This window comes from Bradyrhizobium sp. NBAIM01 (assembly GCF_020194115.1).
Taxonomy (GTDB): Bacteria; Pseudomonadota; Alphaproteobacteria; order Rhizobiales; family Xanthobacteraceae; genus Bradyrhizobium; species Bradyrhizobium yuanmingense.
In genome coordinates, this window is sequence record NZ_JADYVU010000006.1 from 52,961 (window position 1) to 73,065 (window position 20,105).

Below are 20,105 nucleotides of genomic sequence, written 5' to 3' on the forward strand. Positions count from 1 at the left end.
CAACCTTAATGGAGTGTAATCGCCCCGGTTGAGGTAGAGTCGCAGCATTGCCCTGCGGGAGTGTTCGATGCGTTTAGCGTTCTGGCGTGCCGGCAAGGACAAGGCTGTGATCGCGCGGGCCGTCGCGAAGTCCAAAGGCGAAGCTGCGCCCAAGAGCGAAGCGAAGGCTGAAAAGCGCGAAACGAAGGCCGAAAAGCGCGAAGCGGAAGCCGAAAAGATCGAAGCCAAGGTTGAGGCCAAGATCGAAGCGAAGCCCGCGCCCGTCATCGCCAAGCCTGGGCAGGTCGAATCCGGCGACATCGACCTGCACGCGCTCGGTGCGGCCCTGGCGCGCAAGCGCGGCTGGGTCATCGTGCCGACGGTGCTGGCGCTCGTTGCCTCGCTCGCCATCGTCAATCTCGTCACGCCGCGCTACAAATCTGAAACCCGGATTCTGATCGACGGCCGCGAGAACGTGTTCCTGCGTCCGAGCAGCGACCGCACCGAGGAGCGGCAGGCGCTCGATGCCGAGGCCGTCACCAGCCAGGTGCAACTGGTGCTGTCGCGCGATCTGGCGCGCGAGATCATCAAGAAGAACAAGCTCGCCGAGCGCCCCGAATTCGACTCGGTGCTGCAGGGCATCTCGCCGCTGAAATCGCTTGCCGCGTTGATCGGTATCGTCCGCGATCCGTTCGCGATGACGCCGGAAGAGCGCGTGCTCGATTCTTATTACGAGCGACTTTCGGCCTACGCCGTCGACAAGTCGCGCGTGATCGTGGTCGAATTCCAGTCCGCCGATCCCGAGCTCGCCGCGCGCGTCGCCAACTCGATCGCCGACGGCTATCTCGTGCTGCAGCAGGCGGCGCGGCAGGAGCAGGCCAAGAACGCCAGCCAATGGCTGGCCGGCGAGATCGAGAGTTTGCGCAAGAAGGTCTCGGACGCCGAGGCGCGGGTCGAGGACTTCCGTTCCAAGTCCAGCCTGTTCGTCGGAACCAACAACACCACGCTGTCGAACCAGCAGATGGGCGAGGTCAATACCCAGCTCAACAATGCGCGCTCGATGAAGGCGGATGCGGAATCCAAGGCACGGCTGATCAAGGAGATGCTCCAGAGCGGCAAGCCGATCGAGGCGTCCGAGGTCGTGAACTCCGAATTGATGCGCCGGCTGTCGGAGCAGAGGGTGACGCTGCGGGCGCAGCTCGCCGAGCAATCGTCGACGCTGCTCGGCAATCATCCCCGCATCAAGGAGCTGAAGGCTCAGCTCGGCGACCTCGATAATCAGATCCGCGATGAAGCCGCCAAGATCTCGCGCTCGCTCGAGAACGACGCCCGCATCGCCAGCGGCCGGGTCGATGGCCTCACCGTGAGCCTCGAGCAGCTCAAGAAGCAGGCGGCCTCCACCAACGGCCAGGACGTCCAGCTCCGCGCGCTGGAGCGCGAGGCCAAGGCGCAGCGTGATCTGCTCGAGACCTATCTTGCCAAGTACCGCGAGGCCAACACCCGCGAGACCATCGACACCGCGCCGACTGACGGCCGCATCATCTCGCGCGCCATCGTCTCGAACACGCCGGCCTATCCGAAGAAGCTGCCGATCGTGCTGATCGCAACGATCGCAACGCTGCTGCTCTCGTCCGGCGTCGTCGTCACCGGCGAGTTGCTGCGCCAGACCGCGCCGGGCGCGGCAATGGGCTCCGCGCAGACGCCGGTGCGCCAGGAGCCGCTGGTCGTTCAGCGGGCCATCGAGCCCGTGGTCGAAAGGGGCGGCGAACCAATGTTGGATCCGGTCTTGGCGGAGCCCGCGCCGCTGCAGCCGGAGATGGCGGCCGATTTGGATACGAGTGAATTCGCCGAGATCGAGCGTCTGGCCGACGATCTGCGTGCCGCGGGCGCTGCGGCCAAGAAGGTTACGGTGCTCGGCACGGCGCCGGGCGACGCCATCACGCTGTCGACGCTGACGCTGGCGCGGAACCTGGCGCGCGATGCACGCGTCGTCGTGGTCGATCTCGCCGCCTCCTCGCCGACCATTGCCGCAGTCTCCGCCGATGCGCAGGCTCCCGGCCTTGCCGAGCTGATGCAGGGCGAGGCCTCGTTCGCGCAAGTCATCACCCGGGACAAGGTGTCGCGGCTGCATCTGGTGATGGCCGGCCGTCCCGGCTTCGACCGCAGCCTGCTGCAGTCGCCGCGCGTCGCACTCGCGATCGACGCGCTGCTGCGGGCTTACGACCACGTGCTGATCGACGCCGGCAGCGCCTCGGACCTGCCGGCCGACCTGTTGACGGCCCATGCCCGCGCCGTCGTGGTGCCCGATGCGTCGATGGCGGCGGATGCGCGCGCGCAGATGTGCGAGCAGCTTAGAGCCGTCGGCTTCAGCGCGGTGGCGATGCTGAGCAAGCCGGTGCAGCCGTCCGATGCCGCCGAGACGCCGCGCGTGGTGGCGGCGTAGGCTTTCTTACCCTCTCCCCTTGTGGGAGAGGGTGGCTCGCCGCGTTAGCGGCGAGACGGGTGAGGGGTATCTCTCCGCGAGTTCACCTTTCCATTCGAGCTCGCGGAGGCATACCCCTCATCCGGCGCTTCGCGCCACCTTCTCCCACAAGGGGAGAAGGGAAGACAGCCGTGCAAGTGGAAAGAGCTACCCGAACGCCTGCCGTAACCGGCGGGCCATGTCGAACAGCATCTGGTTCTGCTTCACCAGCCGCTTGCCGTGGCTGAGCGAGGACATCGCCATGGCCGCGAGCTTGCCGCGCGAGGTCAGGGGGACGAAGCTGTCGAAGATCGCCTCGTCGTCCTTGCAGAACATCCGCTTGTAATCGTCCGAGCCGATGCCGAGGTCGAGCGAGCGGTAGCCGCGTTCGCCGTAGCGGTCGATGATGTAGCGCATCAGGATCAGGCCGGGGCTGTAGCGGGCGTGCTCGGACATCGTGTAGGTGTTGAACATCATCGAGAAGCGCTCGCCGTCGGCGACGCCGGCGAAGATCGCGATCACCTCCTCGTCGCATTCCAGCGCATGGATGTCGATGACATGACCTTCGCCGCGCGGCGCGAGGCAGGCGCTGCGGACGAACTGCTCGACGCCGGGTTCGGCGAAGACGTTCGGCAGCTTCTGCTCCGCCATCCGCGCCGGCTTGACACGGAAGAACCAGTCGAGCAGGCGGATGATGTCTGCGTCCGACGTCGCCAGGTGATAGCGGTAGCCGGCGAGGGAATGAAGCTTCTTCTCCTTGCTCTTGAGGCGGCGGCGGAGGGAATTGCTGATCCGCGAGGCCGGCGGGCCGCCCGGCTCCATCACCAGTCGCGGGCAACCGTTGATCGGGCGCTGCCGCGGCAGGGCTGCAAACGGGTTTTGCTGGTCGTGCCAGCGCTCGGGCTGCTGTGTCAGTGCGAGCACGTCGGCGTGCTCGCCGAGCGGCGCAAGCAGTGCATCGAGATCGGCGCTGGCGGCCTCTGCTGCGAACTCGGCGTTCCACAGGCCCATGTTGAAGGTGGTGTGCTTGCCGCCCATGAAGCCGGCGGTGCGCACGCCGTGGCCCTGCCGCAGCGAGAGCGGCAGCAGCAGGAGCGGGCGCCGATCGGCGTCGCGGGCGATCACAATGAACGGCCGGGCACCTTCACGGGCGCCGACCAGCCGCTGCCACGGATCGAGCAGGTCGAAGCGCTGGTAGGGCGTGAAGAGATGGCCGCTCGCCTCGAAGCCGCGCCAGACCGCCTCGGCCTCGGCGAGATCCGTGACGATCTCCACTCGCGCGATACGGCTCGCTCTCGACCGCGCTGGCGCTTCTGCCGTCCGGCTTTGCATCGCCGCAGCCATGGTCATTCGCGAAACCTGTCGAGAAATCGAAAATACGTATTTCGGCCCGTGGCCGACCTTTGCAAACAAAGGTCAACAAAGGGTAATGACTGGGGCGAGGGAACTGACCGCCGGCGCGCGCGAAGGGTGGGATTTTGGCTTCCGACGACAGATGGTTGGAACGGCTGCGCCTCGAGCTGGCCTGGTTCACCGGCCAGGCCATGCTGCGCAGTCGCGGTGCCGGCGCCATCCTGCGCTTCCGCTACGTGCGACCTCGGCGGCGCGGATTTCAGCCGCTGCGCGAGCACGAAATTACGCCGCAATTCCTCGATCGCGCCATCCGCGCGCTGAAGCGGTGGAACTACGATTTTCTCGGTATGGACGAGGTCTGCCGGCGCGCGGTGATGCTGCCGGAGAAACGTCGCTTCGTGGCGCTGACCTTCGATGGCGCCGGCAAGGATCTCATCACCTTCGCCTATCCGGTGCTGGCGCGTCACGCCGTGCCTTTTACGATCTATGTGCCGACCGCTTTTCCCGACGGCGTCGGCGAGGCCTGGTGGCTCGCCCTGGAGCAGGTGATCGCGCGCGAGAGCCGCATCGACCTGATGATGGGCGACAAGGAGCAGCGCTTCACGGTCGCCGACAAGGCCGGGAAGCAGGCGCTGTTCTCGCATCTGGAGAGCTGGCTACGCTCGCTGCCGCCGGCGGATCTGTCGGCCGCGATCGCCGATCTCTGTACGCGCTACCGGATCGACCTCGCCGCGCTCTCGCGCGAGGCGTCGATGGATTGGGAGGACCTCGCCAGGCTCGCCGGCGATCCGCTCGTGACGATCGGCAGCGCAACGGTGAACTATCCGATGCTGGCCAACATGAAGGACGCGGCCGCACTGCGCGAGATGACGATGGGCAAGGCCGTGGCGGAATCGGCTTTCAACCGCGAGATCAGGCATTTCGCCTATCCGTTCGGCGACCGCGCTTCGTTCCGGCGCAGCCACGTCGTGATGGCGGAGCAGGCGGGCTTCGCCAGCGCGGCCTCGACGATCCCGGGCATCGTGGAGGCGGAGGGACGGACGAACTTGCGCGCGCTGCCGCGGATCTCCTGGGACGGGCGGGTGCGCTCGCTGCGGATGCTGCGCGTGCTGGTGTCGGGCGCCGCTTTTGCGCCGGTGCGGCCGACCGGGAGCGCTACGAGCCAGACCTGAGGCGATCGGGCCGCTGCATCCAGCTCACGATCGGCATCGCCGGCAGCACCCAGCCCATGCCGACCACGACGTAGTAGATCGCCTGCCGCCAGCCGGATTCGGCGATCCACGGCATCTGCGCCGCCGCCATGCCGAGCAGGGCCCAAACGGTGGCCAGCACCAGGAGCAGGATGGCGCCGAGGAACTTGCGGGTGCGGATCGTCATGGCGGGAACTTTAAGGCTTTCGCGTTACTTGCGCTGCGGGAGCGGGGGACTATAAGGGGCACTCAACCGGGTTCAAGTCTCTTCGCCACAGGCTTGGTTTTGTCCTTGAAATGACGACGAATTCCGCCCCATCCGAGCCGCATCGCGCCGTGCGCTGGTGGCTGATCTGTGTGGCCGCGCTGATCGCACTGATGGTGCTGGTTGGCGGTGCGACACGGCTGACGGAATCGGGCCTATCGATCGTCGAATGGAAGCCGGTCACGGGCAGTGTTCCGCCGCTGTCGGAAGCGGCATGGGCCGAGGCGTTCGAGGCCTACAAGAAGATCCCGCAATATCGCGAGCTGAATTCAGGCATGAGCCTGTCCGAGTTCAAGACGATCTTCTGGTGGGAGTGGAGCCACCGGCTGCTCGGCCGCTTCATCGGCGTCGCCTATCTGCTGCCGTTCCTGTTCTTCCTCTGGCGCGGCGGACTGTCGGGTGAGCTGAAGCGCAGGCTGTGGCTGCTGTTTGCGCTCGGCGGCCTCCAGGGGGCGGTCGGCTGGTGGATGGTGGCCTCGGGCCTGACGGAACGCACCGAGGTGTCGCAATATCGGCTGGCGACGCATCTTTCGCTCGCGCTCCTGATTTTCGCGGGGATCGTCTGGACGGTGCGGCGGCTCGAGCAGCGGCCGCAGATCGCGGCGCCGGCTCGGCTGCGGTTCACGAGCGCGGTGCTGCTCGCGGTGACCTTCGTGCAGATCTATTTCGGTGCGCTGGTCGCGGGCTTGCGTGCCGGGCGGGCCTACAACACCTGGCCTGAGATCGATGGGGCGCTCATCCCCTCGGCGGAACGGCTGTGGTTCGAGACGCCGTGGTGGCGCAACATGTTCGACAATGTGCTGACGGTGCAGTTCGAGCACCGCATGACCGCCTACGTGTTGATCGTGCTGGCGCTGCTGCATGCGATCGACGCGGTGCGCTCGCGTGCAGGTGCGGCCGCGAGCGGCGCGTTGTGGCTGTTCGCAGCGGTGAGCGTGCAGGCGGTGCTCGGCATCCTCACGCTGCTCAACCAGGTGCCGATCGATCTCGCGCTGACCCACCAGGCGGTTGCGATCGTGGTGTTGACGCTGGCAGTGATGCAGGTGGAGCGGCTGGCGTCACGGCAGTCTGTGCAGGCGCAGCCGCGCGCGGTCCCCGTGGGTCAGCCCGGCTGATCACCATCAGCCCGGCTGATCAGCAATAGCCGTAGACGCCGCACGCATAGGGCAGGCGCCAGAAATAATCGACCTGTTTCCCGCCGTAATAGGCGCCCTGATAATCGTAGCTCCAGGGGCGGCCGTAATAGCCAGGCAAGGTGTGGGAGCCCGGCAGCAGCGGCGTGCCCGGCAGGTTGCGGATGTAGCTGCCGATGCCGTAGGCCGGCGAGATCAGCGCATCCGGATCGGTCTCGACATAGACCTGAGGTGGGTCCTGCGGCGGCCCGGCCGCGCGCCGCTTCGGCGTCGCCGGCAGATCGGCGGCAATGGCCGCCGAGGCCGTCAGCATCACAGCCAGAGCGGGCACCATCCAGCGCAGCATCGTCGGCTCCGAATCAAAGGGGCGATCCAAGCACGATGTATGAGGCAGATATGGTTAATGAGGGTTAACCGACGGCGGCCAAAACGGCCGCTGTCGTTCCCAGGCGCTACGTCCCCAGCGCCTGTTCCAGATCCGCGATCAGGTCTTCCTTGTCCTCGATGCCGACCGAGATCCGGACCACGTCCGGGCCGGCGCCGGACTTGATCTTGGCGGCGTCGTCGAGCTGGCTGTGCGTGGTCGAGGCCGGATGGATCACCAGCGAGCGGGTGTCGCCGACATTGGCGAGGTGCGAGAACAACTGCAGCTTCGACACCAGGCTGACGCCGGCGTCATAGCCGCCCTTCAGGCTGAAGGTGAACACCGCGCCGGCGCCCTTTGGTGCGTATTTGCGCGCGAGCTGATTGTACTTGTCGCTCGGCAGCCCGGCATAGCTCACCGAGGCCACCGCCGGATGTCCCGCGAGGTATTCGGCAACGGCTTTGGCATTGTCGCAGTGCTTCTGCATGCGCAGCGGCAGAGTCTCGATGCCGGTCAGGATCATGAAGGCGTTGAAGGGCGACAACGCCGGTCCGAGGTCGCGCAGGCCCAGCACGCGGCAGGCGATCGCGAAGGCGAAATTGCCGAAGGTCTCCTGCAGCCGGATGCCGTGATATTCCGGGCGCGGCTCCGAGAGCATGGGGTACTTGCCGCCCGTGGACCAGTCAAAGGTGCCGGCATCGACGATGATGCCGCCGAGCGAGTTGCCGTGGCCGCCCAGGAATTTCGTCAGCGAGTGCACGACGATGTCAGCGCCATGATCGATCGGACGGATCAGATAGGGCGAAGCCAGCGTGTTGTCGACGATCAGCGGCACGCCCGCCTTGCGTGCCACGGTCGAGATCGCCTCGATGTCGGTGATGCTGCCGGCGGGGTTGGCGATGGACTCGATGAAGATCGCTTTCGTGCGCGGCGTCACCGCACGCTCGAAGCTCGCGATATCGTCGGGATCGGCCCACACCACGTTCCAGCCAAAGCTCTTGAAGGCGTGCGTGAACTGGTTGATCGAGCCGCCATAGAGCTTTCGCGCGGCGATGAATTCGTCGCCGGGCTGAAGCAGCTGCTGCAGCACCACGACCTGCGCGGCATGGCCGGAAGCGACCGCGAGCGCGGCCGTGCCGCCTTCGAGTGCGGCGACGCGCTCTTCCAGCACCGCATTGGTGGGATTGCCGATGCGGGTATAGATGTTGCCGAACGCCTGCAGGCCGAACAGCGAGGCGGCGTGATCGGCATCGTTGAAGACGAAAGAGGTCGTTTGATAAATCGGAGTCGCGCGCGCGCCGGTGGTGGGGTCGGGCTGTGCACCGGCATGCACGGCGAGCGTTGAAAATCCCGGAAGGCGATCGCTCATTTGGGCGTCCTGTTCTTGTGGCCTGAAATTCGCGCGGCATGCTGATCGGCGCCGTGCCCGCCGTCAAGGCGCGGCGTCACATCGGAATCATTTTGGGAACGATCGTGCTGCGCATTGTCGCGTTTGCGAAACGAAGCCTTCGCAATCGCGTCAGCTTTGCTCGCTCTTGTTCTTCGCAGCGCGATCCGATGCGGCGGTGTCGCCACCGCCGACACTCATCCGATTGAGGGACAGCCTCATGCCCTGCGTCGGCGCCGGCGCGCGCTTGGAGCTGAGCGTGCGCGAATTCACGCCCATCCAGGAGATTTCTGACGACAGGCGGCCATATTCGATCTTGGGGCAGCGGTTCATGACCACCTTGATCCCGACTGATTCCGCTTTCGCGGCCGCCGCATCGTCGCGCGCGCCGAGCTGCATCCAGATCACCTTCGGCAGCGGGTCGAGCGTGAGCGCCTCCTCGACGACGGGCATGATGTGGCTGGAGTTGCGGAAGATGTCGACCATGTCGACGGGGCGGCCGATATCCGACAGTGATGCGACGAACGGCTTGCCGAGCAGCTCCTTGCCGACATGGCCGGGATTGACCGGGATCATGTCGTAGCCGCGCTGCATCAGGTATTTGAACGCGAAATAGCTCGGCCGCACATTGACCGGCGAGGCCCCGACCATCGCGATGGATTTCACGCTGTTGAGGATGCCGCGGATGTAATTGTCGGGATAGGCGTCGTGGTTCATTGGTCGTTCTTCTTTCTTGTCATTGCGAGGAGCAAAGCGACGAAGCAATCCAGGCTGTTTCCGCGGAGGGATTCCTGGATTGCTTCGCTTCGCTCGCAATGACGAATTTCATTCATCCCGCCATGTCGGCGTGCGCTTCTCGATGAAGGCGCCGATGCCTTCCTCGGCGTCGCGCGCCATCATGTTCTCGGTCATCACCTCTGCGGCATAGCGATAGGCGTCTGCAAGGCTCATCTCGGCCTGGCGGTAGAAGGCCTCCTTGCCGAGCTTGATCGTGTAGGCGGATTTCAACGCGACCTGTTGCGCGAGCTCGATCGCGGCGCCGAGTTCGGTGCCGGCGGGAACGACACGGTTAACGAGCCCGATGTCGCGGGCGCGCTCGGCCGTGACAGGCTCGCCCGTCAGCAGCATCTCCATGGCCTGTTTGCGCGGCACGTTGCGCGACAGCGCCACCATCGGGGTCGAGCAGAACAGGCCGATATCGACGCCGGGTGTGGCGAACTTCGCCTCGTGCGATGCGATCGCAAGATCGCAGCTGGCGACGAGCTGGCAGCCGGCGGCGGTTGCGATGCCCTGGACGGCCGCGACCACGGGCTTCGGCAGATGCACGACCGCCTGCATCATCGCGCTGCAGGCCGTCATGATCTGCGCAAAATAAGCCCGACCCCGATCCGGATCGGTGCGGCGCGCGGTCAGTTCCTTTATGTCGTGGCCGGCGGAAAAAGCGGGGCCGTTGGCCGCGATGACGGCCGCGCGGATGTGCTTGTCTTCCGCGATTGCGTTTAGGCTCGCATGCAGCTGTCCGATCATCGCCTCGGAAAGGCTGTTGCGCGCGGCTGGTCGGTTCAGCGTGAGCACGGCGACGCTGCCGACGATCTCGCGCAGCAGGATCGGCGGTTGCGGGGAGGGGGCGCGGGCGGCCTGAACGGACATCGAAGCGTTTCCGTTGGATTATTGCATTTGAATGACGCAGCTAACTTAATGTAACAGGGCAAGTGAAGCGAGGGTGGGAACAGCATGGCGGCAGCGAAAATGAGCGTGACGGAGCTCGAGCAGTTCCTCCGCCACGAGTTTCCCCAGGCCTTCAGCGGCGACGACATCACGATCGAAAGCGCGGACGGACAGACCTGCCTTCTGCGGCAGCGCTACAGCGAAAAGATGCTGCGACCGGGCGGCACCGTGTCCGGCCCGACGCTGATGGCCTTGGCCGATTTCGCCATGTACGTGGTGCTGCTGTCTGCCATCGGGCCGATCGGGCTCGCCGTGACCACCAATCTCAACATCAACTTCCTGCGCAAGGGCCAGCCCGGCCAGGACGTGCTGGCGGAGGCGCGACTGCTCAAGCTCGGCAAACGGTTGGCGGTCGGGGAGGTGAAGCTGCTGTCCGGCACCTCGCCGGATCCGATCGCTCATGTCACCTCGACCTATTCCATTCCAAATGTTTGAGGTTTTCGCGGGTATTATCGTACCATATTTTTAAGGCTTTGATTTTACGTAACTAATTTCATCTCTGGGGCATTGACCGTTGCGCCGCTCTTCTCTAGAACCGCGCGCAGTCTGGTGCGGTGTTCGCGCCGATATCTCCCGTCCACGGAAACTCCGACATGAAAACCTTTTCGGCAAAGCCGGCTGAGGTGACGAAGAAGTGGGTGCTGATCGACGCCAAGGGTCTGGTCGTCGGCCGCCTCGCCACCATCATCGCCATGCGCCTGCGCGGCAAGCACCTCCCGACCTACACCCCGCACGTCGATTGCGGCGACAACGTCATCATCATCAACGCGCAGCATGCGGTCCTCACCGGTCGCAAGCGCGAGCAGAAGACCTACTACAAGCACACCGGCTATGTCGGCCACGTCAAGGAGCGCACCGCGCGCCAGATCCTCGAAGGGCGTCATCCCGAGCGCGTGCTCGAGAAGGCCGTCGAGCGCATGATCCCGCGTGGTCCGCTCGGCCGCGTGCAGATGGGTAACCTCCGTGTCTACGGCGGCGCCGATCATCCGCACGAGGCGCAGCAGCCCGAGAAGATCGATATCGCCAAGTTGAACCGCAAGAACACGAGGGCCGCATAACATGGCCGAATCCATTCAGTCGCTCGACCAGCTCTCGCAGCTCAAGACGGCGGCCGCGCCCGAGGCGCCCAAGCACGAGAAGAAGGTCGACAAGTTCAACCGCGCTTACGCCACCGGCAAGCGCAAGGACGCGGTCGCCCGCGTCTGGATCAAGCCGGGCGCCGGCAAGGTCACCGTCAACTCGCGCGAGGTCGAGGTCTATTTCGCCCGTCCCGTGCTGCGCATGATGATCGAGCAGCCGTTCTCCGTGGCCCAGCGTTCGGGCCAGTACGACGTGATCTGCACCGTCGCCGGCGGCGGCCTGTCCGGCCAGGCCGGCGCGGTCCGTCACGGCATCTCCAAGGCGCTCACCTATTTCGAGCCGGAGCTGCGCTCCGTGCTCAAGAAGGGCGGCTTCCTCACCCGCGACTCGCGCGTGGTCGAGCGCAAGAAGTACGGCAAGGCCAAGGCCCGCCGGTCCTTCCAGTTCTCGAAGCGTTAATCGCTTTTGTCGCATTCGCCGCGAAAGCGGCTTCAATGAGATGCAAAAGGGCGCTGATTTCAGCGCCCTTTTTGTTGTTCGTTTGTATGCAAATTGATGGCGTGTTTCCCGAAAACTTAGGGACCGGCGAAAACCTGAATGGAACCCGCGAGACCTAGCGTCGCCTTCGGAAGGGCGCGCAAATCGGCTGGGCCGATCGCGTAACTGCTATGTTCTAGAGGGGGCCGACATGATGTCGCTCGATAGCATCACGCTCTATTTGGTCGCCACCATGGTCGCCGCATTGCTCGGCGCCATGATGGTATTTTTCGGCAAGCAGGAGAACAGCCCGGCGCTGAAATGGTGGGGCACCGCCTATCTGCTCGGTGCCGCCTCCGTCGCACTATGGACCGCGGCGGGCGACAGGCTGGGGCCGCACATTTACCTTGCATTGAACGCGGTCGGTTTCGTCGCCTGCGGCATGGTCTGGAACGCGGCGCGCGTCTTCCACGGCCGCAACCCGAACTGGCCGGGGCTCGTGCTCGGCGCGCTCGCCTGGGTCGCTGCTGCGACGCTGCTCGATCCCACGGCATCGATGCTGCGCATGCTCGTCGGTGCCGGCATCGTCTCGGTGTACGCGGCGTTGACCGCGAGCGAGCTCTGGACCGAACGGCGCAAGAGCGTGCAACGGCGCTGGCTCGCCTTCGTGATGCCGGTGATGCACGGCTGCGTGTTGATGCTGCCGATCCTGATCGGCAGCTTCCTGCGCCCGCATGATGCCGGCTTCTCCTCGAGCATCTGGGTCACCGTGTTCGCGGTCGAGCTCATACTCTATGCCGTCGGTACCGTGTTCGTGATCTTCATGCTGGTGTCGGAACGCACCGTCACCGCGCACCGGACGGCGGCATCGACCGATCCCTTGACCGGCATGCTCAACCGGCGCGGCTTCTCGGAGGCTTGTGCGCGCGTGATCGAGCGCGAGGCCAAGGCCGGGCGGCCGGTGACCGTGATGATCTTCGACATCGACCATTTCAAATCGATCAACGACCGCTTCGGCCATCCCGCCGGCGACGAGATGCTGAAGCTGTTCTCCACCGTCGTGGTCAGCAATTTGCGCATCTCCGACCTGTCGGGCCGCATCGGCGGCGAGGAGTTCGCCGCGCTATTGCCATGCTCACTGGAGGAGGGCGTGCTGGTCGCCGAGCGCGTGCGCGAGGCGTTCGAGACCTCCGGCGTCGTGGTCGACGAAGGTCCGGTCGATACCACCGTCAGCATCGGCGTTGCCGGAGGTCCGGCCGGCACCGAGCTGGAGGTGCTGCTGGCCTCGGCGGACACCGCGCTCTACCAGGCCAAGCGCGGCGGCCGCAACCGCGTCGAGGCAGCCGAGGAGCTGCCGCTGTCGCTGGAGAACTGGCGCCGCCAGAGCGCGGCGCGGACCGGCGCATCGCAGGCGCGTCCGGTCACCGCGTGAGCATGCAGGGCGGGCTTGCGGTAAATCTCTGTTTACCATTCGATCCCTACCATCGTGGTCATGGAATCGATCCGTCGACGGAATCCGCAAGCCGCCCTGATGTCGCTCGAAGCCGAAGCTGCCTCGGCCCGCGGCGGTTTCGCCTGTCTGTTCTCCACTGCGGACGAATACGAGAGCGCGCTGATCACCGAGCGTCGTGCGCAAGGCCGCTACACGCAGCAACGCAGCTACTGGCCGTTCGTGTTGTTCGCGGGTTGTGCGCTGATCGTCGCGGGCACGGTCCTGCTGTTCGCCTGACAGGCCTGCATTTCCAGACCGGGCAGGGCGCCGCTTCAGCGCCTTTTTCTTTGTCGCCATCTGCGGTAGACACGGCCATCAACAAAAAGGGTGGAAAGCCGATGATCACCGAGATCGCGCAAATTGACGTCAAGCCGGGCAGCGAGAAGGATTTTGAGGCCGCCGTTGCCAAGGCCAAGGCCGCTTTCGGCCGCTCCAAGGGCTTTCACGGCTTCGAGCTGCACAAGTCGATCGAGAAGCCGCAGCGTTACCGGCTGATGGTGAAATGGGCGACGCTGGAGAACCACACTGTGGACTTCCGCGGCTCGGAGAATTTCACCGAATGGCGCGGCCTGGTCGGCCAGTATTTTGCCGCGCCTCCCGAGGTCGAGCACACCGAGACCGTGCTGACGACCTGAGGCTTTATCTCGGGAGCATGATCTTATCGGAAAACCGCTCCACACTTTCCGCTAACGCGGTCCTCCGGGTCCGGATCATGCTCTAGGCCGCCTCCGCGAGAGGCGACGCCTCGTAGGTCTTGACATGGTCGATCATGACCTTGGCGATCGCGACCAGCGGGAGCGCCAGCGCCAGGCCCCAGATGCCGAACACGACGCCCAGCAGGATCTGGAACGCGAACAGCGTGGCCGGCGGGATGTCGAGTGCCTGGCGCTGCAGGATCGGCGTCAGCACGTAGCTTTCCATGGCGTGCACGCCCATGAACAGCAGAAATGCCGACAAAGCGGGGATCCAGCCGGAGGCGAGGCTCGCCAACACCACGATGACGCCGGCGATGATGGCTCCCACCGTGGGGATGAAGGCGAGCAGGCCCGCCTGGATTCCTAGGATGAACGCGCCGGGGATGCCGATGACGGCAAGTCCGATCCAGGTTACGACACCGACCGCGATCATGACGATGATCTGGGCGATCAGCCAGCGCTCGAGCGTTTCAGCGATACGGTCGATGACGATGGCGAAACGGGTACGGTGCCGCGCCGGTGCCAGGAACAGCAGGCCGTCATGATAGACGCTGGGCTGGGCGGCGAAGGCCAGGCCCAGGAACAGCACGATGAAGATGTTGCCGACGCCGTGAATGGTGCCGAGCAGCAGCTTGAGGGTCTGGCTCACGATCGCCCCGCCGCTGGAGGCGAGCGTGCCGGCACTGGGCAGCGGAGCGCGCGAAGGCGTTGCCGGCGCGGGCGTTGCCTCCGAGGAGGTGTTGGCGGCGGGGTCCGAGGCAGCGTTGCCGAGGTCGAAGAAGCTGGTGTCGATGCCGTGGCTCTCGAGCAGGGACCTGACATTGGTGATCTGCGACTTGATGGTCTTGCTCAGCAGCGAGGCCTGTTCGGCAATGGTGGCGCCGCCGAGATAGGCGACGCCCGCGAGCAGCAAAGCGAGCGCAACGCAGACGATTGCAAGCCGGATCGTGTGAGGCAGCTGGACCCGGCGGCCGAGCGCATTGACCAGAGCGTTGAGACCGAGGCCGAGCAGCATGCCGGTGAAGATCAGCAGCAGGGTGGCGGCAAAATACCAGGTGAAGGCGAGCAGCGCGGTGAACAGAACGACGCCGATGCCTCCGGCCGCGATCGCCCAGGCCTGATCCCGCGCGAGGTCGGCACGGGAGCGGGATCGTTCATCTGCGGGAAAGGTCACATCGTATCCTGTCTTTGGTGGCTGCAATGGGGCACTCTTTCGACAAACACGCTTCCGATCAAGAGCGGCAACGCGCCGGTTTGACGCTGCCGCGCGAACGGTGCAGAGCGGTGGCGAAAAGGAAGTGAGGGGCGCTTGGGCGTTATCAGCAAGTGGGCCGGTCTGCTCGGGCTGTTGGCTTTGCTCGTAGGCGGCGACCAGATCCGGATCAACCGGCCGGACCACAAATACCGCCTGACGGTCGAGGTGACGACGCCCGCCGGGATCAAGACCGGGTCGGCCATTCTCGCTGTCGTGCCCGATCGCAACTATAACCGCAGCGGCCGCACCACGACGCGCGGGGAGGCCGTGTTCGTCGATCTCGGCCAAGGCAAGAACATCGTGGTCTTGCTGGCGCACCAGCAGGGCGCCAAGCTCGACCTCGACGACATCAACTATGTGGCGCTCCGCGCCTATGGCGCCGCGCGCGGCAGCCGGGTGTCGTTCAAGGACATGAGCCGGCAGACCGGCATTGTCCCGGTGCAAGGAGAGCTCATCCCCGTGCTCGTGAGCTTTGGCGATCTCAGGGATCCCAACACCGCGCGCCTTGTCGCCAGCGACAAGGCAGAGGCAATCCTGGGCGAGGGCTATGCGATCCGCGGCTTCTCCGCCGAGGTGGTGCCCAACGGGTTCTGGCCGATCGACTTCGGAGGCGTGCTCGGGGAGCCCGTGACGCGCGGAATCGAGGCCAAGCTTCCCTGGCTGACCGCGCCGGGCGAGACAGCGGCAATTGCGCTGAGGGCCGCGGGTCTGCCCGTGGAGGGCGGGTTGGACGCCCGGGAGGCATTTGCGCGAAAATAGCATTGCCGTCCCGCGATCCCCTCTGTTGAATTTGTTCCATCGGAGGGGCATCTTTGGGGAATCTTCTTATCGGGAGGCGCGGAACGACAGATGAGAAAGCCGGTCGTCGGCGTGATCGGGAATTCCTATCGCGTCGAGAATCGATTTCAGGTCCAGATGGTTGGCGAGCGAAACCTGCGCGCCGTGGCCGAAGTCTCCGGCGGCTTGCCGTTGATGTTCGCTGGAGCCCCCGACATCACGGATATCCCGGCGCTGCTCGATACCGTCGACGGCATCATCCTCACAGGGGCCCGGGCCAACGTTCACCCGACCCGCTTCAACGTCGATCCCTGCGAGAAGCACGAGCCCTACGACATCCACCGCGACGAGGTCGCGCTGGCCCTTTCGGTCGCCTGCGTCGCTCGCGGCATTCCGCTGTTCGGCATTTGCCGCGGCCTGCAGGAGATGAACGTCGCCTTCGGCGGCTCGCTGCATCCCGAGATCCGCGAGATTCCCGGCCGCATGAACCACCGCATGCCCCGGCTCGAGAACGGCGAGATCCATCCCGATCCGACCGTGGTGTTCGCCGACCGTCACGACGTCGAGCTGACGCCCGGCGGCGCCTTCGCCACGATCCTCGGCTGCGAGAAGATCCGGGTCAATTCGCTGCATGGACAGGGCATTCTCGATCCCGGCAAGCGCGTGCTGATCGAAGGCATCGCCGAGGACGGCACCATCGAGGCGATCCGCATCGCGGAAGCCCCGAGCTTTGCCCTCGGCGTGCAATGGCACGCGGAGTACGACCCGCAGCACAATCCGATCAACCGCAAGCTGTTCGAGGCCTTCGGCGAGGCGCTGGTGACAAGGCAGAAGGCGGAGGCGTAGCCGCGGTCGTGTCCCGGACCAGCTGCAACGCGGAGCGTTGCGGCGCAGAGCCGGGAATCCAGCTTCTGCCACGTTGCGCACTCAGCTTGGACTGAGTAGGGCGGATTAGCCGAAGGCGTAATCCGCCATCTTTAGTTCATGGGGCAGCTGCAATGCCGAACTACCGCCGTGCATTTGTTCCAGGTGGCTGCTGGTTCTTCACGGTCAATCTTCATGATCGTAGGCAGCGGCTGCTCGTCGAGCACATCGCAGCGCTGCGCGCGGCCGTTGCGGCGACCCGTCGGGACTATTCGTTCACTATCGATGCGTTTGTCGTGCTTCCGGACCACCTTCATGCGGTCTGGACGCTTCCCCGCGGCGATGCCGACTTTTCGATGCGGTGGAGATTGATCAAAATGCGCTTCGCGAAGTCCCTGCCGAAGACAGAGCCTTTAACCGCTGTACAGATCGCAAGACGGGAGCGTGGCGTATGGCAGAACCGGTTCTGGGAGCACCTCATCCGCGACGAAACCGACCATGCACGCCATATCGAGTATTGCTACATCAACCCAGTCAAGCAAGGATATGTGACCCGCGTGTTGGATTGGCCGCATTCGTCATTTCACCGAGATGTCGAGGCCGGACTGTTTCCGGCGGATTGGGCAGGAGATAGCAACGCGGATGGTAACTTTGGCGAACGTGCGTGAGCGTCGCACGCAGTAGGCGGATTACGCCTTCGGCTAATCCGCCCTACGAGGACTGTTTATCCAAGGTGCATCCCGAATTTCCGACGGAGTAAACCAATCAGTAGGAATTGCTCCGTCCTGGTTTTTGCGGCTCTGATTTGTTCTTTGAGAACGAATTGGAGTCAGATGCAGAACGAAAGCTGATGGCCGCTCCTTGGCGCAGGATTTCTCTACCGTGTTGAATCGTAGATGCGCTCAGGCTGTGCCCAGCGAGAGCGCCGCGACCGGACTGCGTCCATCGGTCATGCCAACGGCACCAGCCTCACACCGCCCGCTCCATCCGTCGCGCACGATAGGATTGCGTGACATCAGTGTCAGCTTGCGGAAGCTGCTCTCATCCTCATAGCCGGCAGCGCGCGCGATCGTCTTGATCGGCTGCGTCGTCGATTCCAGCAGGGTGCGCGCGTGCTCGACACGGCTGCGCATGATGAAGGATTGCGGCGGCTCGTGCGTGAGTCCTGGAATTTTCGGTTCAACGTACGCTCGCCGAGGCCGAGCGCATCGGCAATCCTGCATGGGCATTCCCATTGCGTTGCACAATCGCAACGTTGATCTCCACGCGCAGCATTGAGGTTCATGAGAAGAATTACCATATGCTCTGCAAGGGAGCCCGTGCCGTGCAGACCATGAAGGCGGCCCTCGTTGCGGCGATCACCGTCGTGGCTTTGATCTGCTGCCTCCTTCCCAGCTCAGCGGAGGAGAGCAAGCGCGTAGCCCTTGTTGTTTCGATCGACGGGGCGATTGGCCCGGCGTCAGCCAGCTACGTCCGGGAGGCTTTGGCCACGGCGAGCGAACGGCGCGCCGAGGTCGTGCTTCTGAGGATGAACACGCCCGGCGGGCTCAATTCCAGCATGCGCGAGATCATCGCGGATGTGCTCGCCTCGCACGTCCCGGTCATTGGCTACGTCGCTCCCTCCGGGGCCCACGCGGCGAGTGCGGGGACCTATATCCTTTACGCGACCCACATCGCGGCGATGGCACCAGGTACCAACATCGGTGCGGCGACGCCGGTCCAGATTGGCGGACCGCTGCCGGGCCTGCCGAGCGGCACACCCGACAAGGATGGCAAAGACAAGAAGGATGAGCCGAAGGACGCGATGACGGCGAAGGCCACGAACGATGCCGTCGCCTTCATCCGAAGCCTCGCCGAGCTGCGCAACCGCAATGCGGAGTGGGCGGAGAGGGCGGTCCGCGAGGCCGCAACACTCTCCGCCAACGGCGCGCTGGAGGCACATGCCATCGATCTCGTCGCGCGCGATCAGGCTGAATTGCTGCGGCAGGTTGATGGCCGTGTGGTGGAGCTCGCAGGCGGCAAGACGCAACGCCTCGCAACAAAGGATGCTGTCGTCGAAGCCATCGAGCCCGGACAGATATCCCGGTTCCTGGCGGTCATCACCAACCCGAACGTGGCGTTCATTCTCCTGATGGTCGGCATCTACGGCCTGATCTTCGAGTTCATGTCTCCCGGAGCCGTCGCCCCCGGAGTTATCGGCGCGATCTGCCTGCTGATCGGCCTCTACGCGCTCAATTTGCTGCCGATCAACTATGCCGGCCTCGCCCTGATGCTGGTGGGACTCGTGCTTCTCACCGTCGAAGCCTTCAACCCGACCGTGGTGGTCGGCTTCGGCGGGATCATCGCTTTCGTGCTGGGAGCAATGATGCTCTTCAGGAGCGAGGCGCCTGGATACCAACTGTCCTGGTGGGTGATCGGCACCACTGCGGTCGTGTTCAGCGGCTTTGCTCTGATCGTGCTCGGCTCGCTTCGGCGCGTCCGCAAAGCTCCTGCGCTGGTCGGCGCACAGGCCATGCGCGGTTTGCCCGCCGAGGTTCTCGACTGGAACGGGAACGAAGGTCATGTCTTCGCCCATGGTGAGCGCTGGCAGGCGCGCGGCGCCGAAACCTTCAAGCCCGGAGAGACGGTGGAGGTCGCCAATGTCGTCGACCTGACGCTGCTGATACGCCGCACACCCGCCCGGACAGGCGAGGGAGGTACATCATGACGCTGGAATATCTGACGTATGCGGCGCTTGCGCTGCTTGTCATCGTGTTTCTATCCCAGGCTATTCGGATCCTGCGCGAATACGAGCGCGGCGTCGTCTTCACGCTCGGCCGCTTTACCGGTGTGAAGGGCCCGGGCCTGATACTCCTCATCCCGATCGTGCAGCAACTCGTCAAGGTCGATTTGCGGGTGATGGTGCAGGTGGTGCCGCCGCAGGACGTGATTTCGCGGGACAACGTCTCCGTCAAGGTCAACGCCGTCCTGTACTTCCGCATCGTCGACCCCGAGCGCGCCATCATCAAGGTCGGCGACTTCATGGCGGCGACCAGCGAGCTCGCCCAGACCACGTTGCGTTCGGTGCTCGGCAAGCATGAGCTCGACGAGATGCTTGCCGAGCGCGACAGGTTGAACGCCGATATCCAGGAGATTCTCGACAAGCAGACTGACGTCTGGGGCATCAAGGTCACCGGCATAGAGATCAAGGACGTCGATATCAACGAAACCATGGTTCGCGCGATCGCCAAACAGGCCGAGGCGGAGCGCTTGCGGCGAGCCAAGGTGATCAATGCGATGGGCGAGCAGCAGGCCGCCGAAAAGCTCGTCGAAGCCGGCCGGATCCTGGCGCAAGAGCCTCAGGCAATGCAGCTGCGTTACTTCGCAGCTCTGCACGACATCGCCGGTGAACGCTCGTCAACCGTGGTGTTTCCGCTCCCCACCGGCCTGCTCGACCATTTGATGCCGCGACCAAACAACCCGTAACAGAAGGCGGCGAGGTGCTGATCGCGAGCGGGCGCCACGGCTCCGGCCGAGCTGCAGCGGGCGTTCACGGCGACGTGGTAGCTGTCGAGCCTCCTCAAACGAAAAGGCGCCTCCTTCCGGAAGCGCCTTTTGCTTGTCGC

22 protein-coding genes are annotated in these 20,105 nt (G+C 64.7%); 14 read left to right on the plus strand and 8 right to left on the minus strand.

Annotation, left to right across the window (positions count from 1 at the left end; translation table 11 throughout):
- Positions 1-67: 67 nt before the first annotated feature.
- Positions 68-2,422 (plus strand): exopolysaccharide transport family protein, encoded by a 2,355-nt coding sequence (locus I6F31_RS20580; RefSeq protein WP_225186027.1) that lies wholly within the window; start codon positions 68-70, stop codon positions 2,420-2,422.
- A 186-nt stretch (positions 2,423-2,608) separates the two neighbouring features.
- Here the strand turns inward: I6F31_RS20580 and I6F31_RS20585 are convergent, their stop codons facing one another.
- The gene (locus tag I6F31_RS20585) at positions 2,609-3,790 is read right to left on the minus strand and encodes a GNAT family N-acetyltransferase (RefSeq protein ID WP_225186028.1); all 1,182 of its coding nucleotides are present in this window, start codon (positions 3,788-3,790) and stop codon (positions 2,609-2,611) included.
- A gap of 128 nt (positions 3,791-3,918) precedes the next feature.
- Between I6F31_RS20585 and I6F31_RS20590 the strand changes: the two genes are divergently transcribed.
- On the plus strand, positions 3,919-4,965 hold the full coding sequence (locus tag I6F31_RS20590; protein WP_225113083.1) for a polysaccharide deacetylase family protein: 1,047 nt from the start codon (positions 3,919-3,921) through the stop codon (positions 4,963-4,965).
- On the opposite strand, the gene I6F31_RS20595 is transcribed toward I6F31_RS20590, so the two are convergent.
- Positions 4,949-5,170, minus strand: a complete 222-nt coding sequence (locus I6F31_RS20595; RefSeq protein ID WP_036010340.1) for a DUF2842 domain-containing protein — start codon at positions 5,168-5,170, stop codon at positions 4,949-4,951. The genes I6F31_RS20590 and I6F31_RS20595 overlap by 17 nt on opposite strands.
- Before the next feature lie 110 nt (positions 5,171-5,280).
- Here I6F31_RS20595 and I6F31_RS20600 point away from each other — a divergent pair, with 110 nt between their 5' ends.
- Positions 5,281-6,363 carry a COX15/CtaA family protein gene (locus tag I6F31_RS20600; protein ID WP_109143558.1) on the plus strand — a complete coding sequence of 361 codons (1,083 nt, stop codon included), beginning with the start codon at positions 5,281-5,283 and terminating at the stop codon, positions 6,361-6,363.
- 19 nt (positions 6,364-6,382) lie between these two features.
- Here I6F31_RS20600 and I6F31_RS20605 read toward each other — a convergent pair whose 3' ends face one another.
- The 4 genes from I6F31_RS20605 to I6F31_RS20620 form a co-directional block, all read right to left on the minus strand.
- Positions 6,383-6,727 carry a hypothetical protein gene (locus I6F31_RS20605; protein ID WP_036025406.1) on the minus strand — a complete coding sequence of 115 codons (345 nt, stop codon included), beginning with the start codon at positions 6,725-6,727 and terminating at the stop codon, positions 6,383-6,385.
- 106 nt (positions 6,728-6,833) lie between these two features.
- Positions 6,834-8,114 carry an O-acetylhomoserine aminocarboxypropyltransferase gene (locus tag I6F31_RS20610; protein WP_036010324.1) on the minus strand — a complete coding sequence of 427 codons (1,281 nt, stop codon included), beginning with the start codon at positions 8,112-8,114 and terminating at the stop codon, positions 6,834-6,836.
- A gap of 150 nt (positions 8,115-8,264) precedes the next feature.
- Positions 8,265-8,849 carry a CoA-binding protein gene (locus I6F31_RS20615; RefSeq protein ID WP_036010322.1) on the minus strand — a complete coding sequence of 195 codons (585 nt, stop codon included), beginning with the start codon at positions 8,847-8,849 and terminating at the stop codon, positions 8,265-8,267.
- 108 nt (positions 8,850-8,957) lie between these two features.
- The gene (locus I6F31_RS20620) at positions 8,958-9,782 is read right to left on the minus strand and encodes an enoyl-CoA hydratase (RefSeq protein ID WP_225186029.1); all 825 of its coding nucleotides are present in this window, start codon (positions 9,780-9,782) and stop codon (positions 8,958-8,960) included.
- Between the two features lie 84 nt (positions 9,783-9,866).
- Here I6F31_RS20620 and I6F31_RS20625 point away from each other — a divergent pair, with 84 nt between their 5' ends.
- The 6 genes from I6F31_RS20625 (at position 9,867) to I6F31_RS20650 (ending at position 13,544) form a co-directional block, all read left to right on the plus strand.
- Positions 9,867-10,295, plus strand: a complete 429-nt coding sequence (locus tag I6F31_RS20625) for a PaaI family thioesterase (RefSeq protein ID WP_225186030.1) — start codon at positions 9,867-9,869, stop codon at positions 10,293-10,295.
- Positions 10,296-10,453: 158 nt separating this feature from the next.
- A complete protein-coding gene (rplM, locus tag I6F31_RS20630) occupies positions 10,454-10,918 on the plus strand; it encodes a 50S ribosomal protein L13 (protein WP_225186031.1) in 465 nt (154 codons plus the stop codon).
- A 1-nt stretch (position 10,919) separates the two neighbouring features.
- A complete protein-coding gene (gene rpsI, locus I6F31_RS20635; RefSeq protein WP_018642439.1) occupies positions 10,920-11,399 on the plus strand; it encodes a 30S ribosomal protein S9 in 480 nt (159 codons plus the stop codon).
- 229 nt (positions 11,400-11,628) lie between these two features.
- The gene (locus I6F31_RS20640) at positions 11,629-12,849 is read left to right on the plus strand and encodes a GGDEF domain-containing protein (RefSeq protein WP_225147186.1); all 1,221 of its coding nucleotides are present in this window, start codon (positions 11,629-11,631) and stop codon (positions 12,847-12,849) included.
- 60 nt (positions 12,850-12,909) lie between these two features.
- Positions 12,910-13,146, plus strand: coding sequence for a hypothetical protein (locus I6F31_RS20645; RefSeq protein ID WP_036010312.1), 237 nt, complete (start codon positions 12,910-12,912; stop codon positions 13,144-13,146).
- A 101-nt stretch (positions 13,147-13,247) separates the two neighbouring features.
- Positions 13,248-13,544, plus strand: a complete 297-nt coding sequence (locus tag I6F31_RS20650) for an antibiotic biosynthesis monooxygenase family protein (protein WP_025036647.1) — start codon at positions 13,248-13,250, stop codon at positions 13,542-13,544.
- A gap of 82 nt (positions 13,545-13,626) precedes the next feature.
- Here the strand turns inward: I6F31_RS20650 and I6F31_RS20655 are convergent, their stop codons facing one another.
- Positions 13,627-14,778, minus strand: coding sequence for an AI-2E family transporter (locus I6F31_RS20655; RefSeq protein ID WP_036010309.1), 1,152 nt, complete (start codon positions 14,776-14,778; stop codon positions 13,627-13,629).
- Between the two features lie 135 nt (positions 14,779-14,913).
- Here I6F31_RS20655 and I6F31_RS20660 point away from each other — a divergent pair, with 135 nt between their 5' ends.
- From I6F31_RS20660 to I6F31_RS20670, 3 genes are all read left to right on the plus strand, one after another.
- Positions 14,914-15,618, plus strand: a complete 705-nt coding sequence (locus I6F31_RS20660) for a hypothetical protein (protein ID WP_109143560.1) — start codon at positions 14,914-14,916, stop codon at positions 15,616-15,618.
- A 90-nt stretch (positions 15,619-15,708) separates the two neighbouring features.
- Positions 15,709-16,482: a gamma-glutamyl-gamma-aminobutyrate hydrolase family protein gene (locus I6F31_RS20665; RefSeq protein WP_036025392.1), complete on the plus strand. Its 774-nt coding sequence runs from the start codon at positions 15,709-15,711 to the stop codon at positions 16,480-16,482.
- A gap of 152 nt (positions 16,483-16,634) precedes the next feature.
- Complete coding sequence (locus I6F31_RS20670; protein ID WP_225186032.1) at positions 16,635-17,168, plus strand: transposase; 534 nt, start codon at positions 16,635-16,637, stop codon at positions 17,166-17,168.
- Between the two features lie 234 nt (positions 17,169-17,402).
- Here I6F31_RS20670 and I6F31_RS20675 read toward each other — a convergent pair whose 3' ends face one another.
- Positions 17,403-17,633, minus strand: a complete 231-nt coding sequence (locus I6F31_RS20675; protein WP_249786448.1) for a hypothetical protein — start codon at positions 17,631-17,633, stop codon at positions 17,403-17,405.
- A gap of 191 nt (positions 17,634-17,824) precedes the next feature.
- Here I6F31_RS20675 and I6F31_RS20680 point away from each other — a divergent pair, with 191 nt between their 5' ends.
- Both I6F31_RS20680 and I6F31_RS20685 read left to right on the plus strand, forming a co-directional pair.
- On the plus strand, positions 17,825-19,207 hold the full coding sequence (locus I6F31_RS20680) for a nodulation protein NfeD (RefSeq protein WP_225147184.1): 1,383 nt from the start codon (positions 17,825-17,827) through the stop codon (positions 19,205-19,207).
- Positions 19,204-19,965, plus strand: a complete 762-nt coding sequence (locus tag I6F31_RS20685) for a slipin family protein (protein WP_225186033.1) — start codon at positions 19,204-19,206, stop codon at positions 19,963-19,965. The genes I6F31_RS20680 and I6F31_RS20685 overlap by 4 nt, the downstream gene beginning before the upstream one ends.
- Positions 19,966-20,105: the final 140 nt, after the last annotated feature.

Excerpts from the sequence above, each read along its gene's own strand:
- I6F31_RS20580 (WP_225186027.1), top strand. The coding sequence starts at position 68 with ATGCGTTTAGCGTTCTGGCGTGCCGGCAAGGACAAGGCTGTGATCGCG.
- I6F31_RS20585 (WP_225186028.1), bottom strand. The coding sequence starts at position 3,790 with ATGACCATGGCTGCGGCGATGCAAAGCCGGACGGCAGAAGCGCCAGCG.
- I6F31_RS20595 (WP_036010340.1), bottom strand. The coding sequence starts at position 5,170 with ATGACGATCCGCACCCGCAAGTTCCTCGGCGCCATCCTGCTCCTGGTG.
- I6F31_RS20600 (WP_109143558.1), top strand. The coding sequence starts at position 5,281 with ATGACGACGAATTCCGCCCCATCCGAGCCGCATCGCGCCGTGCGCTGG.
- I6F31_RS20605 (WP_036025406.1), bottom strand. The coding sequence starts at position 6,727 with ATGCTGCGCTGGATGGTGCCCGCTCTGGCTGTGATGCTGACGGCCTCG.
- I6F31_RS20610 (WP_036010324.1), bottom strand. The coding sequence starts at position 8,114 with ATGAGCGATCGCCTTCCGGGATTTTCAACGCTCGCCGTGCATGCCGGT.
- I6F31_RS20615 (WP_036010322.1), bottom strand. The coding sequence starts at position 8,849 with ATGAACCACGACGCCTATCCCGACAATTACATCCGCGGCATCCTCAAC.
- I6F31_RS20620 (WP_225186029.1), bottom strand. The coding sequence starts at position 9,782 with ATGTCCGTTCAGGCCGCCCGCGCCCCCTCCCCGCAACCGCCGATCCTG.
- I6F31_RS20625 (WP_225186030.1), top strand. The coding sequence starts at position 9,867 with ATGGCGGCAGCGAAAATGAGCGTGACGGAGCTCGAGCAGTTCCTCCGC.
- rplM (WP_225186031.1), top strand. The coding sequence starts at position 10,454 with ATGAAAACCTTTTCGGCAAAGCCGGCTGAGGTGACGAAGAAGTGGGTG.
- rpsI (WP_018642439.1), top strand. The coding sequence starts at position 10,920 with ATGGCCGAATCCATTCAGTCGCTCGACCAGCTCTCGCAGCTCAAGACG.
- I6F31_RS20640 (WP_225147186.1), top strand. The coding sequence starts at position 11,629 with ATGATGTCGCTCGATAGCATCACGCTCTATTTGGTCGCCACCATGGTC.
- I6F31_RS20645 (WP_036010312.1), top strand. The coding sequence starts at position 12,910 with ATGGAATCGATCCGTCGACGGAATCCGCAAGCCGCCCTGATGTCGCTC.
- I6F31_RS20650 (WP_025036647.1), top strand. The coding sequence starts at position 13,248 with ATGATCACCGAGATCGCGCAAATTGACGTCAAGCCGGGCAGCGAGAAG.
- I6F31_RS20665 (WP_036025392.1), top strand. The coding sequence starts at position 15,709 with ATGAGAAAGCCGGTCGTCGGCGTGATCGGGAATTCCTATCGCGTCGAG.
- I6F31_RS20670 (WP_225186032.1), top strand. The coding sequence starts at position 16,635 with ATGCCGAACTACCGCCGTGCATTTGTTCCAGGTGGCTGCTGGTTCTTC.
- I6F31_RS20675 (WP_249786448.1), bottom strand. The coding sequence starts at position 17,633 with ATGCGCAGCCGTGTCGAGCACGCGCGCACCCTGCTGGAATCGACGACG.
- I6F31_RS20685 (WP_225186033.1), top strand. The coding sequence starts at position 19,204 with ATGACGCTGGAATATCTGACGTATGCGGCGCTTGCGCTGCTTGTCATC.